Genomic DNA, 15,667 nt, shown 5'->3' with positions numbered 1-15,667 from the left:
GGACCTGCCCGACCCGCTGGCCGTGCTCGACCCGCTGGACCTGCGAGCCCGAGGTCTAGCCGAGGTCGATGACCACCTTCACGTCGTCCTTCTGCCGTTCGAGAGCGTCGGTGAACCGCTCCAACGGCACCCGCCGCGTGATCAAGCCTGCCAGCCACTGCCGGTCGGCCCCGGCCAACGCATCGGCGGCGGTCCGATAATCGGCCAACCCAGCATTGACCGTCCCCACAACGGCCTTGTTCCCCAGCACGATGTCGTCGAACACGTGGGGATCGAGCGGAACCGGGTCGTGCGCGCCCGCGATACCCGTCAGCACGGTGACGGAGGCCCGACGCACCGTCTCCCAGATCAGCGACGCGACCCCCGTGCACTCGATCGCCACGTCCACCTCGGCGGTGACCTGCGCCAGGTCGGGGTAGTAGGCCGCGCCCAGCCCCCGGACCAGGTCGGGCTTCGGCCCGTCGGTCACGCGGTCCACGACGTGCACGGCGAACCCCCGTTGCACGCCCAGCAGCGCCGCCAGCAGCCCGATCGGCCCCGCCCCGGTCACCAGCACGGACCGCCCGGCCACGTGAGAGCGCTTCCACTGGAGTTCGGCCTGCGCCCACGCCTTGGCCACCACGGACGCGGGCTCGGTCAGCACCCCGAGTTCGCCCAACGACGGATCGAGCCGGACGGCGAACTTCGGCGGCACACTCCACCGCTGCATCCCGTACCCGTCCAGCTCCTTGATGCCGCGTTCCTGGTAACGCCCGTTCAAGCAGAAGTCCCAGGCATCCACCGCACAAGCCGGACACGGCACCGGATCGGGCCGCCGGACCACGCCGGCGACCAGGTCGCCCACCGAGAGCCCGGACCCGTCCGGCGCGGAAACCACCCGCCCCAGCGACTCGTGGAACGGCACGATCTCGTCCCGCCCCGGCGGCGGCGAGCCGAACCCGTCGCGGATGATCTCGACGTCCGTCCCGCACATCCCGACCAGCAGCCCGTCGACCACGACCTCATCGATGCCCGCGCCGGGGCCCGATTGCTCGACCACTTCGATGTCGACCACGCGCGCCGACTCCGGCTTCCCCGGAACAACCCGCGCCGCCCTGATGGTGCCTCGCCCCGAATCTGCCACGGGGCGAGGCTACGGTCCCGAAGCCCAGTGCACGATCCGAACGCTCAGCGCACGATCCGAACGCCCAGTGCACGATCCGAACGCTCAGCGCACGACCCGAGCGACGTTGTGCCCGAACACCTCCACCACCGGCGTCGCACCGCCGAGGTCCGACGGTCGGTATCGAGCGGTGAGGGTCACCGACTCGCCCGGCCACAGCGTGACGTAGTTGTCGCTCCAGTCCGTCGGCAGCACCTCCGCCCCGCCGGCGCCCTTCCGCACCGACGCCCGCACGAAGAACGCCACCGAACTCCCGGTGTTCCGCAAGGTCACCTCGGTGGCCCCGGCGGAAGACGACGTCGTCACCGAAACCGTCCCCGGCCGCAGGCTGTCGAGCCCCTTCAAGTCCGCGTACGCGGACTGCGGCGTGTGGTACCAGGTCGAGCCGCCGTAGTTGAGCCTGTCGTCCTTCGTCGACAGCCAGTAGACGTTCCGGTCGACCACGCGGCCACTCGCGTCCTTCAGCAGCAGCCGCGCGAAGTACGTCGTGGACAGCCCGCTCGGCGTCGGCAGCGTCCCGACCCGCACGGACCCGTTGCCCCGCGCCGACACCGGCCGGGTCTCGTCCGCCTTCACGGTCCCGTCCAGGTTGAACAGCGTCACCTGCGCGCTCAGCCCCGGCACGTCCGCCAGCCCGGTGTTGACGACCGCCAATGATCTGTCGTCATACGAATACTGGACGTGCAACGGCCGCAACGCGGTCTTGGCGCCGAAGTACGACCCGGCTGTGGCCAGGTAGTAATCGTAGAGATGCCAATAGATTGTCGGCCAAGCGTTGTTCAGCATCCAGTAGATGACACCGGTCGCGGGCCGGGACGGGTCCGAGGAGTTCCGCCCGAACGCCTCGAACTGGGCGCGGTTCGTCTCGTAGTTCGCCAGTTGTGCTTTGCGCACCAACTGTTCGGGCGAAGACGGTTTGCCGTACCGACTGTCCAGCGCCGTGCCCCAGAACGAGAACTTGTTGAACGTCGTGGACGGCGACAGGTGGTACTGCGTGGCGTTGTAGTCGGTCAGCTTCGCGATGTCCGCCGGGGTGAGGAACTTCCGCAGCTCGTCCAGCTCCGGCACGGTCGGTCCCGGCCCGATCTCCGACGCGAAGCCGAACGCGCCGCCCAATTGCTTGTTGTACCAATAGTTGGGCGGCACCCACCAGTACGGCCCCTCCATCTTCATGCCGGGCGAACCGAGCTTCGGCGAAGCCAACGCCTTCGCCGACGAGATCACCGGCAGGTTCCAGTCGGCCCGCGCCAGCGCGTCCAGGTAGACCTTCTCCAGCCCCGCGCCGGGCGCGGCGTCGCTGCCGATCAGGAAGGCCAGCATCGACGGGTGGTTGCGGACGCGGCGCGCCTCGCTCTCCGCCGACTCGCCGGCGACCCGGTTGTCCTCCGCGTCGAACGACGCGTAGTTCTCCCACTTCGAGCAGCACTCCCAGCCGGTGAGCAGCATGATCCCGAGCCGGTCGGCGAGGTCGTACAGCTCGTCGTTCTCCGGTTTGCCCTCCAGCCGGATGGTGTTCAAACCCATGCCGCGCACCAGGTTGAGCTGGTCCTCGATCCGGCGCACGTCGGTGCGCAGGAACAGGTCGGACGCCCACCCGCCGCCGCGCACCAGGAACGGCTCGCCGTTGACGAAGAACTGCCGAGCGCCCTGCACGAGCGACGACGACACCTCGCGGATGCCGAACCGGGTCGACGCGGCATCCGAGCGGACGCCGCCGACGGTCGCCTCCAGCGAGGCCGTGTACAGCGGCTGCGCCCCCATTTGGAACGGCCACCAGACCTTCGGTTGGTCGACGGTCTGTGTGAAGACGATGGTCTTCGTCTCGCGTGCGCCCAATGACACCGACGAGCTGAACGGCGTGAGGCCGATCGTCCCGGACACCTCCGCGGTCACCGGCGAGCCCGTGTTGTTGCGCGCCTCCACCGCCACCGTCACGGTGGCCGACGCCAGGCTCGGCAGCGGCAGGTCGGCCGTGGCGCGCGGGAAGCGCAGCGACACCGGCCCGGACGTGGCCAGCCGCACGTCCCGGAAGATGCCCTGGTTGCGGTCCGGCGGCAACTGCGCCCAATCGATGAAGTGGATCACCAGGTCGTTCTGCGGGTCGGCGGACGACGCCCGGACCGCCAGCACGTTGTCCCCGGCGCGCAGCAGCGGGGTCACGTCGAACTCGTGCGTGGGGTACGCACCGACGACCCGGTCCGACCCGGCGACCAGCGTGCCGTTCAGCCAGACCTCGCCGCGGGAGATCACGCCGCCGTCGAGCTTGAGGGACGTGTGCGTCCCGCTCTCCGGCGCGAACGTGAACGCCTTTCGGTACCACCAGGGCACGGCGAAGTCGTTCCGGTTCACCTGCTTGAGGTTCTCGCCGTGGTTGAGGTCGGGGTAGCGGCCGTTGGCGACCAGTCCGGCGAGCACGGTGGACCGGGCGGGCACGGTGAGCCAGTCGGTGTCCGCGTAGCCGGGGGTCGAGATCACGCCGCCGCTCTGCGGGGCGCGGGCGCTGGACTGCATTCGCCAGTCGGGGACGGTCGTCACCGAGCCGGGTGACGCGGTGACGGTGAAGTCGGACGGTGCGGCGAGTCGTGCGGCGGGTGATGCGGCCGGCGGTGCGGCGAACTGTGCGGCGGGTGATGCGGCCGGCGGTGCGGCGAATCGCGCGGCGGGCGGTGCGGCGGGCTGTGCGACGGCGTCCGGCACGGCGAACGCGAGCGCCAAGGCCGCCACGAGCGGAACTGCTCGTGAGCGCATTGCTCCTCCCCAATCGAGGCGGCGGCTCTTAGTAAGGAAGGTTCCTTTAACGAGGTCGTGCGGCAATGCCGCCAACGAGTGACGCCAGTGCCCCGTTCGCGACGCTCCGTGCGCGGTGATCCGATACGTTGGGCCTCATGCGCCGTGCCGTGCCGCTCTTCGCCGCCGTACTGCTCCTCGCGGGCTGCTCGTCGACCACGACCGGCTCGCCGACGTCGGGCTCCACGCCGGGCTCCACCGCGAGCGAGCCGTCCTCGGCGGGCAAGCCGACGTCCACCGCGAAGGAGCCGGCGAAGCGCCCGAAGACCATCAACGTCCGGGACGTCGACCCGTGCACCCTGCTCACCGAGGCCCAGCGAACCCAGTTCGGCGCGGACCAGCCGCCGACCCCAGGCACCGTGGAGGAGCTGAACTGGGTGACCTGCCACTTCAACCGCGGCGACCGCAAGTACCTCATCGGCACGACCGTGATCGTCACCGAGGGCATCGAGTTCTACACCGAGAGCGCTCAGCGGGACAAGGCGGAGAAACTCGAAGTCGGCGGTTTCCCGGCGGTCCTGATCAAGAACGCGGGTCGCGTGCCCAAGTGCACGATCGCGGTCGACGTGTCCGACGGCCAGATGGTGCAAGCGGGCGTCAGCAGCTTCGACGGGACCGACATCGACGCGCTGTGCCAACTCGTGCCCCAGGTCGCGGGCGCGGTGGTCGCGAATCTCATGGCGAAGTAGAACGAGTGGAACTACTCCCTTTGCTGAGGGAACCGACCACCCGCGTCGTGCATCAGAGCTAGAGTCGTCCCGAATGCACACGATGGGGCATGTGCAGGACTGAGGAGGGTGTGCCGTGTTCATCGCGGATGGTGGTGGTGGGGGCTCCACGCAGACTCCGCCCGAGTACAGCGGGAAGCAGCAGAAGCTCAGCGTCGACCCCACGGCGATCCCGGAGGCGCGCAAGGTGTTCACCGACGCGCTCAACCGGCTGGAGCCGCAGATCCAGAACGCGATAGACGCCGTCGAAGCACGCCCCTGGGCCGGCGACCCGGTCAGCAAGGAGACCGCGCAGGCGTTCAACCGGGAGACCTTCGAGGCCGGCGACGCCGCCGCGTTGAACGCGATCCTGGCGTACCGCGAGCAGTTGCAGGGCGTGGTCGACCAGCTCACCGCGATCGAGGCGGACTACCGCCGGGTCGAGGGCGACAACGTGGCGTCCTGGGGACGCATCAACAAAGACTGACGTGACGGACTACGCACCCGAGGGGGGCGAGCACGATGGGTGACCACCGCTGGCGCGGATATGCCCACCCCGATCTGCACCGCATGATCAACGAAGGGCCCGGCGTCGCCGCCTCCCGGCCCGTGGAGGACGGCTGGAAGGGCCTGTCCGACGCGCTGGCCGAGGTCGACGAGTCGATCCACACGGCGCTGGCCAAGCTCGGCGCGAAGTGGGAGGGCTCCACCGCCGAGGAGACGCAGAACGTGCTGTCCCCGCTGGCCATGTGGGCGGGCGACGCCAAGCAGGGCTCGGACACCATGAAGACGTCCGCGCAGCTCCAGGGCGACTACATCGCGGACGCCCGCAAGGAGATGCCCGAGCCGGTGCCGGTGACCACCGAGGCCCCGTCGACCGGGGACAAGATCCTCGGCGTGCTGGGCGGCCCGGCGGGCATGATGCACGTCATCAAGCAGCAGCAGGACCACGAGGCCGAGGAAGCGGCGCAGGACAACGCCGAGGCCAAGGCCGTCGAGGTGATGAACAACTACCAGTCCAGCAGCGAGTGGAACAGCGACACGCTGGGCGAGTTCGTCCCGCCGCCGCAGGTCGTGGTCGACACCCCGCCGCCCGGCGGCGCGGGCAGCTACAACCAGAGCAGCGCGAACTACACCAGCACGCAGACCTGGACCCCGCCGGGCGACGGCACCACGCGGCCGTCCTGGGCCCCGCCCTCGACGCCGACGCCGCCCCCGGTCGCGCCGCCGCCGCCCGTCGTGCCGCCGGGTGGTGGCAACACCAACCCGTCGTGGGCGCCGCCGACGCCCACGCCCACCCCGCCGCCTCCGCCGATCGCGCCGCCGAAGCCGCCCGTCGTCGGCCCCGTGCCGCCCCCGGTCGGTCCGCCGCCGCCCAACTGGAAGCCTCCGGTCGGTCCCGGTGTGCCGCCGAAGAGCGGTCCGAACGGCCCCGGTGGTCCCCGTCCGGGTGTGCCCACCGGTCCCGGTCCGCGTCCCGGTGGTCCTGGCGGTCCCGGCGGTCGCGGGTTCGGCCCCGGTCCCGGCATGCCGGGTGGTCCCGGTATGCCCGGCGGTCCGGGTAGCGGCAACCCGAGCGGGATGCCCGGTCGTGGCGGCATGGCCGGTGCCGGCGGCTTCGGTCCCGGTGGCCCCGGTGGTCCCGGTGCGGCGGGCCGCCCCGGTGGTCCGGGCGCCGGCGGCATGGCCGGTGGCGCCGGGCACGGCGCGAACGGCGAGGACGACATCGAGCACAAGGCCGCCGACTACCTGGTCGAGACGGACGACGTGTTCGGCGACGACCGCCTGGTCGCCCCGCCGGTGATCGGGGAGAACCCGCAGTAGGTTCGGACGTGTGGCGTCCAGGCCAGGTCCCTCGCGGGTCCTGGCCTGGACTGGCAAGTGGGCCCCATCGTCGGGGTGGGGCCGGAGCTTGTTCGACCTGGAGCAGCAAGTGACCATTTTCGGGGGGCAGGCCGAAAGGGAGCCGATCACCCTTTCCGCCGAGGAGTTCGACGTCCTGTGGGAACGCCTCGACCTCGGCCCCATGCCATTGGTGATCAAGGTCCCGTCACCGGGCAAGACCCACCAGGAGCGGGCCGAGCTGGAACGCCGGGTGTGGCACGGCATCGGCGCGCGCGGGCTCGGCGGGCCGACCGGCCTGCACCCCGAGCTGGACCACCTGCTGCGGCTGTTCTTCCGGCCGGAGCGCGAGGTCGACGGCCGGGTGTGGGTGGGCAAGAGCGTGCGGGTGCTGGCCGTGGCGAACGGCGACGACGGTGCGGTGGCCACGCTGACCGACAACCGGTTGACGTTCCGCCGCGCGGCGGGCAGCGGGCTGCCGAGCGCGGTGCTGGGCACGCTGCCGGCGCACCCGGCGGGTTCCGGGCACTCCGTGACCATGCCGAGCGCCGACCTGGAAGCGGCGGTGAAGAAGTCCGACGGCTCGCCCAAGAGCCTGGAGAACTCGCTGCGCGACCACGGTGTGCGGCAGGAGGACGCGACGACGCTGGTGAAGATGTTCACCGGCCTGGTGCACACCGGCAACTTCGGCGCGGCGGCCCGGGACAAGTACGGGAAGCGCTGCCGCCCGGACCGCGTGGTGGCGTTCTTCGACACCGAGGACGGCCGGTACCTGCAACAGCGCCGCGCGTCCAACGGGACCGTGCCGTGGAGCACGTTCTCGCCGACGGATTCCCGGCGCCTCGCGCACCAGGTGGAGGAACTCCTCGGTGAGGCGCTGCGCGCGGCCAAGTTCTGACCCCACCGCACACCGCTAACCTGGCCTGATGCCGTCGAAACCGGTCGACCCCCACGAGTTGCGCGCCGCCGTGGCCGCCGTGCTGCCCTGGCTGGAGGGCACCGCGGACCAGCCCGAACGGCCGGTGCTCGCGGCGGCGGTCCGGCTCAGCCTGCGCACCCTGGAGCAGGTGGCGCCGGGGCGCAGCGTGGAGGTCAGGGTTCCGCCGTTCGCCGCCGTGCAGTGCGTGGAAGGGCCTCGCCACACCCGCGGCACGCCGCCGAACGTGATCGAGACCGACCCCCGGACGTGGCTGGAGCTCGCGGTCGGCCGGGTCGACTGGGCGGCGGCGGTGGCGGACGCGAAGGTCACCGCGTCCGGGAGCAGGGCGGACCTGTCGGCCCTGCTCCCGGTGCTGCGGTTCTAGCCGTCCGGCGGGCCCGACGTGGCTAAGCTCGGCCGGGTGAAGGCGCTGAAGGTCGGGGTGATCGCGGCTGCGATCGGGTTCCTGTCCACCGGGTGCGGCGGCGGCAGCGAGTGGGCGGGCGACGTGACCTTCAAGGTCACCCGGCTCAACCCGGCCTCCGAGTCCATGGGCAAGGCCGTGCCGCCCTACGCGAACCTGGAGATCGACCAGGAGGAGCCCAGGTCGATCGAGCCGATCAGCACGCGGATCGCCGACCTCGACCAGTTGCCCGACGGGGTCGAGGTCGGCGATGTCGTCGTGTGCGGGGTGCGGCAGACCGACCGGAGCGGGTTCGACCAGGAGGGCGTGCGGACCGACGTCGGTCCGTGCCGCGCCGGCTGATCAGAACCAGGACCCGACCGTCTTGTCCCACACCTCGCCCGCGCCCTCGACCGCGTCACGGCCCAGCTCTACCGCGTCGCCGACGCCGCCCACGACCACGTCCACCGTGTCGTTGAGGGCTTCTTTGCCGGTGTCGAGCAGACCGGTGCCCGCGTCGGACCAGTTGCCGTTCCAGGCGTCCCGGCCGGCGTTGTAGAGCCCGGTGCCCGCGTCGCCGACCAGGTCGGCGGCCCCGACGACCGCGCTGCTCGCGCTGTCGATCACCGGCCCGATCACCGGGATGTGCGAGCCGGGCAGCGAGGGCCCGATCGGCGAGTCGTGCCACTTCTGGTCGGTGACCGCGCCGCCGTTGCCGGTGGCGATCCTGGCCAGGTTGTCCACCGACTCCGAACCGGGGTGGTAGTACTGCGAGTGCGCGCCCAGGGCCGACGTGCCGTCGGCGGTGCCGAACACCTTGGCCCCGAACCGGTCGTCGTACGGGCCGACCGACGAGCCGTCCTGGGTGAACCAGTCGGAACTCGTGCCCTGGACGACCGGGTCGTGCTCGGTCGCGCCCGCGTACACGTGGCCGGGACCGACCGAAAGCTGGTTGACGTTCGACGCGCCGACGCCCGGCGAGCCGACGAACGCGATGTCGTCCGCCGCCAGGCCGTTCATGCCCGCGTAGCCGACCGTCGTGGAGCCGTAGGAGTGGCCGATCACGGTCAGGTGCTGGCCGGGTGCGCCGGCCGCGCGGTAGCCGGCCACGTCGGCGACGAGGTTCGCGCCGCCCTCCCGCGCCTGCGCCGGGTTGTCCACCTCGCCGGGGGACCAGCCGGGCGCGTCGTAGCCGAGCCACTGGATGGTGGCGTTGCCCTCGGCGCCCATGGCGTGCCGGAGATTGCCCGCCTGGTCGACGGAGAAGCTGTCCAGGGTCGAGCCGGTGCCGGGGACGCAGACCGCGACGTTCTTGGCCGTGTCCGGGTTGCCGTAGGCGATGGCGGTCGCTCCATCGCCACGCGGGCCGTACGGATCCCACGCCATGATGCGGACGTCCGGCTCGCCTTTCTCGTTGTACCAGCCCTTTTCCCGCGCCAGCTTCTCCGCGTCGGCGATGCTCTTCTGCACCTTCTCGGCGTTCTCCGCCTTGGTGGCGGCCTCCTGCCGCTGCTCGGACAGGTCCGCGTACAGCGGGTCGTTCATCAGCTTGGTCAGGTCTGCGGACTTGTTCGGGTCGAGCCCGAGTTCGCGGGCGCGGTCGTCCAGCCGCGCCTGGAGTTCGTTGCGCTCGGCCGAGAAGCGTTGCTGGTCGTCCTGGATGCGGGCGCGGTTGGCCTGGTCGAGCACATCCGACGGCAGGCCACGAAGTTGGCCCAGTTCCTGGAACTTGGTGCGCAGCAGCTCGTCCTGCTGCTCCTTCGTCAGCGACTTCCACCACGCCGCGACCTGCTTCGGGTCCGTGCCCGGCCCCGGCACGGCGGCGGTGGTGCGCAGCCGCTGGACGGCGGTGGCCCAGCCCGCGTCCTTGCCCGCCGTCTCCTCGAAACCCGGACGGACCTTCGACAGCGCGGACGCGTAGGAGCGCAGGACGTTCTCGTACCCGTTCTTCACGTTGGTGAGCTGCTCGTTGACCCGGTTCGCCAGGTCACGGGTCTGCGCCTCGTCCAGCGCGGGCGAACGGCCGCGCCAGAACTCGATAAGTTGGTCGGCGCTGCCGCGCATCTGCCCGTACGCGCGGGATGCGGCCTGCACGACGTCGACGCCCGCCCCCAGCCGCTCGCCCGCGACCACGGCGGACCGGCCGGACAGCTCGGCGCGGGCGGCGAACCTGGTCGCGGAGTCGCCCTGCCAGGTCGACGTGGCGGTGCTGCCGCCCGAGGTCACGGCGTCGCGCGCCCGGCTCACCGCGCTCATCGCGCCGCTGATGGGGTCGGCGGCGGCGGCCACCCGGCCGGCGTCGCCCGAGGCGAGCTGCCCGTACAGGGCTTCCGGGTCGACGTAGCTCACGCGAGACCGCCTTCCAGGCCGCGGAACGAGGTGGACGAGTCGTCGTCGGCCCGCTGGTACGCGTCGGCGTTCTCGGTCAGGCCGTCGCCCGCGTCGCGGTACCAGGCCGCGCCCCGGCGCAGGTCGTCGGACTGCTCGCCGGACCACCGGGCGAGGGCGTCGACGAACTCGGCCGCCGCGGGAACCCGGCCCAGCGCGTCCGCGTCAAGCCTGAGCATGGAGATCAGCTCCGCGCCGTCGCCGGTCGCGTCCGCGCCGTCGTGGAACTCCTTCGACGCCGCGCGCAAGGTCTCCGGTCGCACACCGAACACGGTCGCCCACCCTTCGTGCCGCCAGCCGCTCGGGCATGCCCTCGATCCAGAACAGTGCGACGCAGCGGGATGATCGCCGGTTCCCCGCCCCGGCACACCGAAGTGCGGCACGATGACCGACACGGACCTAGGAGGCAGCGCGTGGCCGGAGGTTGGACCACCCAGCGGTGGACCGAGAAGTTCACCGAGCAGGCGGCGATGTTCCGCACGGCGGTCGGCAAGGCCGATCCCGCGGCGAAGGTGCCTAGCTGTCCGGGCTGGACGTTCACCGAGCTGACCTTGCACGTCGGGCGGTTCCTCCAGACCTCGCTGGAGTACCTCCGCAGCGGCAGCACCGTGCAGTTGCGGCTGCCGGCGCCGCCGGTCGACGTCGTGCCGCTGGACTACCTGGACGCCCAGCTCGCGCTGGCCGCCGAAGTGCTGCCGGCGGTGTCCGGCAACCGGCCCGCCTGGACGTTCTCGCCCGCCTCGCCGGACCTGGCCTGGGTGTGGCACCGGCGCATCGCGCACGAGGTCGACCTGCGGCGGTGGGACGCGCAGGCGGCGTTGCGGGAACTCGTCGACGGGGACACGGACTTCGCCGTGGACGGCATCGAGGAATCCCTCGGCACGCTGCTCGCCGCGAAGTACGCCGCCGACGTGCCGCCGAACGCCAAGGGCACCGCGCTGGTCCAGCTCACCGACGTCCCGGAGGCGTGGGTGGTGACGCTGGAGCCCGGTGTCGTGCCCGACGTGCGGGCCGCGTGGCCGGGTGAGGAGACCGACCTCCGGATCACCGGAGAGGCACAGCTCGTGCACTACGGGTTGTGGGGGCGGTCGCCGCTGCGCGCCACCGGGGACCAGAACGTGCTGAGCGTGCTGAAACTGGACTAGCGGAGGTGCGTTTGGTCACTTACCAGGCATCTCGATGGGGGTGGTTCACCCCCCGTTCGCCTTACACTCGAAGTGCAGCCCGACCTCGTCGCTAGGGAGCACTCGGTGGTCACCGACCCGTCAGCAGCCGGCCGAACCGACACCGAAGAGCAAGAGCCCCGGGAGGAATGCGGGGTGTTCGGCGTGTGGGCGCCCGGCGAAGAAGTCGCCAAGCTGACCTACTACGGGCTTTACGCGTTGCAGCACCGCGGCCAGGAGGCGGCGGGCATCTCCGTCGGCGACGGCAGCCAGGTGGTGGTCTTCAAGGACCTCGGCCTGGTCAGCCAGGTGTTCGACGAGCAGGTGCTGTCGTCGTTGCGCGGTCACGTCGCCGTCGGCCACTGCCGCTACTCCACCACGGGTTCCACGACCTGGGAGAACGCGCAGCCGACGTTCCGCACCACCGCCACCGGCTCCGGTTTGTCGTTGGGGCACAACGGCAATCTGGTGAACACCGCCGAGCTGCTGGTGAAGGCCCGCGAGGTGGGCGTCGACACCAGGCACGGCGCGACCACCGACTCCGACCTGGTGTGCGGGCTGCTCGCGGCGGCTGCGGCCGACATCGGCATCGAGCAGGCCGCGATGAAGCTGCTGCCGACGCTGCGGGGCGCGTTCTGCCTCACGTTCTCCGACGAGTCGACCCTGTACGCGGCCCGTGACCCGCACGGCGTCCGGCCGCTGGTGCTCGGTCGCCTGGAACGCGGCTGGGTGGTGGCCAGCGAGACCGCCGCGCTCGACATCGTGGGCGCGTCCTTCGTCCGCGAGGTGGAGCCGGGCGAGCTGATCGCGATCGACGAGAACGGCCTGCGCTCCAGCCGGTTCGCCAGCCCCGAGCCCAAGGGCTGCATCTTCGAGTACGTCTACCTGGCCCGCCCGGACACCACGATCGCCGGCCGGTCGGTGCACGCCACGCGGGTCGAGATCGGCCGCCGGCTGGCGCACGAGCACCCGGTGGAGGCCGACCTGGTCATCCCGGTGCCCGAGTCCGGCACCCCCGCCGCCATCGGCTACGCCCAGGCCTCCGGCATCCCGTACGGGTCCGGCCTGGTCAAGAACGCCTACGTGGGGCGCACGTTCATCCAGCCGTCGCAGACCATCCGGCAGCTCGGCATCCGGCTCAAGCTCAACCCGCTGCGGGACGTGATCCGCGGCAAGCGGCTGGTCGTGGTGGACGACTCGATCGTGCGCGGCAACACCCAGCGCGCCCTGGTGCGGATGCTGCGCGAGGCGGGCGCGCTGGAGGTGCACGTCCGGATCGCGTCCCCGCCGGTCAAGTGGCCGTGCTTCTACGGCATCGACTTCGCCTCCCGCGCCGAACTCATCGCGAACGGCCTGGACGACGACGGCATCCGCCGTTCCATCGGGTCGGACTCGCTGGGCTACGTGTCGCTGGAGCAGCTCATCGCGGCCAGCGAGCAGCCCAAGACGCGGCTGTGCACGGCGTGCTTCGACGGTGACTACCCGATCCCGCTGCCCGAGGACGCGCTGATCGGCAAGCACCTGCTGGAGGGCATCCGGGGTGTCGCGGGCGCGGCCACTCCCGTCTTGGCGAACGGGTACGGTGCCGAGGACGCCCTACGCCGGCCCTGACGACAGCTACGGATGCCCCAGAACATGGAACGAAGTGACGTGACCGACACCGCCAAGGCCACCTACGCCACCGCCGGAGTGAGCATCACCGCAGGTGACGAGGCGGTGGAGAAGCTCAAGCCGTGGGCGGCGAAGGCTCAGCGTCCCGAGGTGCTCGGCGGCATCGGCGGCTTCGCGGGCCTGTTCAAGCTGCGCCTGGACCGCTGGAAGGAGCCGGTGCTCGCGTCGTCCACGGACGGGGTGGGCACGAAGATCGCGGTCGCGCAGGCGTTGGACAAGCACGACACGGTCGGCATCGACCTGGTCGCGATGGTGGTGGACGACCTGGTGGTGTGCGGCGCCGAGCCGCTGTTCCTCCAGGACTACATCGCGGTCGGCCGCGTGGTGCCGGACAAGGTCGCGGCGCTGGTCAAGGGCATCTCCGAGGGCTGCGTGCTGGCGGGCTGCGCGCTGCTGGGCGGCGAGACCGCCGAGCACCCGGGCCTGATGGGCGAGAACGACTACGACATCTCCGGCACCGGCGTGGGCGTCGTGGAGGCGTCCGCGATGCTCGGGCCGGACCGGGTGCGCGACGGTGACGTGGTGATCGCCATGGGTTCGTCCGGATTGCACTCGAACGGGTACTCGTTGGCGCGGCACGTGCTGCTGGACATCGCGCGGATGCCGCTGTCCGGGCACGTGGAGGAGTTCGGCCGGACGCTCGGCGAGGAGATGCTGGAGCCGACCCGCATCTACGCGAAGGACTGCCTGGCGCTGGCGGCGGAGGCCGAGGTGCGGACGTTCGCGCACATCACCGGCGGCGGACTGGCCGCCAACCTGGCCCGCGTGCTGCCGGAGGGCCTGTCCGCGCGGCTGGATCGTGGCACGTGGACCCCGGCGCCCGTGTTCGCGCTGATCGCGCAGCGCGGGCGGGTCGACCGCGAGGAGATGGAGAAGACGTTCAACATGGGCATCGGCATGGTCGCCGTCGTCTCACCGGAAGACGTGGACCGCGCCCTGGCCGTGCTGACCGCCCGCCACGTCCCGGCCTGGGTGCTGGGCGAGGTGAGCCGGTCCGCCGAGCCGACCGCCCTGGTCGGCGACCACCCGAGGTTCTGACGCTGCTGGCCGCGCGTGGGCGGCGAGCTCTCGCAATTCGGTGATCTTGGCGTCGGTGGCGCACCCGTGGACCCCGTCCTCGTTCGCGCCACCGAGCCATATCACCGTTCCGCGTGCTTCCCGTTGCTTCCCGGTCGCTCGCGCGATCATCTCCGAGGCAATCGTGTTCACCGCGAGCGATTCACGCGGGTGGCCGCACGGGTCGATGAAGATCCCGCCTTCGTCGTCGATGACGTCCCAGGCCTGCGTCCAGTGGTCGACGCACCGGCCGTCCGGGTCGGTGACGGCGTAGATGTCCGTGAACAGCCGCCACTGCCACGGTTCGCCGTCGTCGCGGGCGGTGGCGAGCCGGTTCTCCGACTCGTGCACCTCGACCTCGCCGGCGGGAGTGATCGCCACCCACCGCACGATGGGAGCCTCTTCGTTCAACCGGTCATCGACCAGTTCGGGTAGTCCACTCATGGTATCAAGTTACTGAAGTATCTGATGTCTGAATAGTCGCTCGAAAGGTGGATCGTGGCGTGCAGGTGACGTTCAGCCCCAAGGTCGCGCGGCGGGTGCTCCGGTACGAGTTGGAGCGGCTGTACGAGCAGTCCGGCAAGACCCACGCCCAGATCGGCGAACGGCTCGGCGTCACCCGCGCGAACTTCACGCACATGCTGAGCGGCAAGAACCTGCCCAGCAAGCCCGCGATCGAGGTCTTGGCGGACTTCTTCGGACGGCGGGACCGGCTGCCGATGATGCTGGACCTGCTGGCGGCGTCCAAGGCGCGGGCCGACCAGCTCGGCGACCCGCTCAGCACCATGAACGACTTCGAGCTGGTGGTCGGACTCGAAGCGGTCGCGACGAACATCGAGGCGTTCGAGCCGATGCTGGTCACCGGACTGCTCCAGACGGAAGGCTATGCGCGAGCCTTGATCGGGTACCACGCCTCGATCACGCCCGGGGTGGACGTGGAGCAGAGCGTCGCCGTTCGACTGCAACGCCAATCCGCGATCAAGCGTGACGACAACCCGGTCACGCTGTGGTGCGTGCTCGAAGAGCAGGCGTTGCGCCGCCCGGTGGGTGATCCGGAGGTGATGCGCGAACAGCTTGATCACCTGCTGACCATGGCGGACCGACCGAACATCACCCTGCAAGTCGTGCCGCAGAGCGTCGGCCTTCACCCGGCGTTGACCGGTGCGCTCTATCTGCTGCGCTTCGACGACGACTGGAGGGTGGCCTATGAGGAGACGCGGCGTTCCGCCTACTACTACGACTCCGCCGAAGCTGTGGAGGACTATGAGCAGGTGATGAACCATCTGCGTCATCTCGCGCTGGATCCCAAGCGGTCGAGGGGTTTCCTGGCGCAGTTGAGAAAGGATGTGCAGTGATCACCAACTGGCGGAAGTCGGCCCGTAGTGCCAACAACGCGACCTGTGTCGAAGTCGGGTGGTCCGAAAACCGGGTCGGCTACCGGGACTCCAAGCAAGCCGGCCAGGGACCTGTCCTGGTGTTCGGAAAGCGGGCAGGCGGGGCGTTCCTGGCGCTGATCAAGAACCTGGAGCGGTGACGAGGCAACCTCCCGAACCGGTCGCTCCGTACTAC

15 protein-coding genes are annotated in these 15,667 nt (G+C 70.7%); 11 read left to right on the top strand and 4 right to left on the bottom strand.

Going from position 1 to position 15,667, the window contains the following annotated elements; translation table 11 throughout:
- Nucleotides 1–55 precede the first annotated feature (55 nt).
- Together ACQPZF_RS40720 and ACQPZF_RS40715 are read right to left on the bottom strand one after the other, a co-directional pair.
- The gene (locus tag ACQPZF_RS40720; protein ID WP_433266387.1) at nucleotides 56–1,123 is read right to left on the bottom strand and encodes a glucose 1-dehydrogenase; all 1,068 of its coding nucleotides are present in this window, start codon (nucleotides 1,121–1,123) and stop codon (nucleotides 56–58) included.
- Between the two features lie 84 nt (nucleotides 1,124–1,207).
- The gene (locus ACQPZF_RS40715; protein WP_433266384.1) at nucleotides 1,208–3,910 is read right to left on the bottom strand and encodes a glycoside hydrolase family 2 protein; all 2,703 of its coding nucleotides are present in this window, start codon (nucleotides 3,908–3,910) and stop codon (nucleotides 1,208–1,210) included.
- A gap of 137 nt (nucleotides 3,911–4,047) precedes the next feature.
- Here ACQPZF_RS40715 and ACQPZF_RS40710 point away from each other — a divergent pair, with 137 nt between their 5' ends.
- From ACQPZF_RS40710 to ACQPZF_RS40685, 6 genes are all read left to right on the top strand, one after another.
- Nucleotides 4,048–4,638 (top strand): DUF3558 domain-containing protein, encoded by a 591-nt coding sequence (locus tag ACQPZF_RS40710; RefSeq protein WP_433266382.1) that lies wholly within the window; start codon nucleotides 4,048–4,050, stop codon nucleotides 4,636–4,638.
- Between the two features lie 115 nt (nucleotides 4,639–4,753).
- The gene (locus tag ACQPZF_RS40705) at nucleotides 4,754–5,143 is read left to right on the top strand and encodes a transcriptional regulator (protein ID WP_433266380.1); all 390 of its coding nucleotides are present in this window, start codon (nucleotides 4,754–4,756) and stop codon (nucleotides 5,141–5,143) included.
- 35 nt (nucleotides 5,144–5,178) lie between these two features.
- Nucleotides 5,179–6,480: a PPE domain-containing protein gene (locus tag ACQPZF_RS40700; RefSeq protein WP_433266378.1), complete on the top strand. Its 1,302-nt coding sequence runs from the start codon at nucleotides 5,179–5,181 to the stop codon at nucleotides 6,478–6,480.
- Between the two features lie 109 nt (nucleotides 6,481–6,589).
- Nucleotides 6,590–7,396 (top strand): ESX secretion-associated protein EspG, encoded by an 807-nt coding sequence (locus ACQPZF_RS40695; protein WP_433266376.1) that lies wholly within the window; start codon nucleotides 6,590–6,592, stop codon nucleotides 7,394–7,396.
- 28 nt (nucleotides 7,397–7,424) lie between these two features.
- Nucleotides 7,425–7,802 carry a sterol carrier family protein gene (locus ACQPZF_RS40690; protein WP_433266374.1) on the top strand — a complete coding sequence of 126 codons (378 nt, stop codon included), beginning with the start codon at nucleotides 7,425–7,427 and terminating at the stop codon, nucleotides 7,800–7,802.
- 36 nt (nucleotides 7,803–7,838) lie between these two features.
- Nucleotides 7,839–8,183: a hypothetical protein gene (locus ACQPZF_RS40685; protein ID WP_433266372.1), complete on the top strand. Its 345-nt coding sequence runs from the start codon at nucleotides 7,839–7,841 to the stop codon at nucleotides 8,181–8,183.
- Here ACQPZF_RS40685 and ACQPZF_RS40680 read toward each other — a convergent pair whose 3' ends face one another.
- Complete coding sequence (locus ACQPZF_RS40680; protein ID WP_433266371.1) at nucleotides 8,184–10,169, bottom strand: alpha/beta hydrolase; 1,986 nt, start codon at nucleotides 10,167–10,169, stop codon at nucleotides 8,184–8,186.
- Entirely contained in the window at nucleotides 10,166–10,480 is a 315-nt protein-coding gene (locus ACQPZF_RS40675; protein WP_433266369.1) for a hypothetical protein, read from the bottom strand. The genes ACQPZF_RS40680 and ACQPZF_RS40675 overlap by 4 nt, the downstream gene beginning before the upstream one ends.
- Before the next feature lie 141 nt (nucleotides 10,481–10,621).
- Between ACQPZF_RS40675 and ACQPZF_RS40670 the strand changes: the two genes are divergently transcribed.
- The 5 genes from ACQPZF_RS40670 (at nucleotide 10,622) to ACQPZF_RS40650 (ending at nucleotide 15,632) form a co-directional block, all read left to right on the top strand.
- A complete protein-coding gene (locus ACQPZF_RS40670) occupies nucleotides 10,622–11,353 on the top strand; it encodes a maleylpyruvate isomerase N-terminal domain-containing protein (protein ID WP_433266367.1) in 732 nt (243 codons plus the stop codon).
- 105 nt (nucleotides 11,354–11,458) lie between these two features.
- Entirely contained in the window at nucleotides 11,459–12,982 is a 1,524-nt protein-coding gene (purF, locus tag ACQPZF_RS40665; RefSeq protein ID WP_433266365.1) for an amidophosphoribosyltransferase, read from the top strand.
- A gap of 24 nt (nucleotides 12,983–13,006) precedes the next feature.
- The gene (gene purM, locus ACQPZF_RS40660) at nucleotides 13,007–14,080 is read left to right on the top strand and encodes a phosphoribosylformylglycinamidine cyclo-ligase (RefSeq protein WP_433266363.1); all 1,074 of its coding nucleotides are present in this window, start codon (nucleotides 13,007–13,009) and stop codon (nucleotides 14,078–14,080) included.
- A gap of 521 nt (nucleotides 14,081–14,601) precedes the next feature.
- Nucleotides 14,602–15,453: a helix-turn-helix domain-containing protein gene (locus ACQPZF_RS40655; RefSeq protein WP_433266361.1), complete on the top strand. Its 852-nt coding sequence runs from the start codon at nucleotides 14,602–14,604 to the stop codon at nucleotides 15,451–15,453.
- Nucleotides 15,450–15,632 carry a DUF397 domain-containing protein gene (locus ACQPZF_RS40650; RefSeq protein WP_433266359.1) on the top strand — a complete coding sequence of 61 codons (183 nt, stop codon included), beginning with the start codon at nucleotides 15,450–15,452 and terminating at the stop codon, nucleotides 15,630–15,632. The genes ACQPZF_RS40655 and ACQPZF_RS40650 overlap by 4 nt, the downstream gene beginning before the upstream one ends.
- Nucleotides 15,633–15,667 lie beyond the last annotated feature (35 nt).

The sequence above is a fragment of the Actinosynnema sp. CS-041913 genome (assembly GCF_050942485.1).
Classification (GTDB): Bacteria; Actinomycetota; Actinomycetes; order Mycobacteriales; family Pseudonocardiaceae; genus Actinosynnema.
This window is presented reverse-complemented; position numbering and strand designations above follow the sequence as displayed.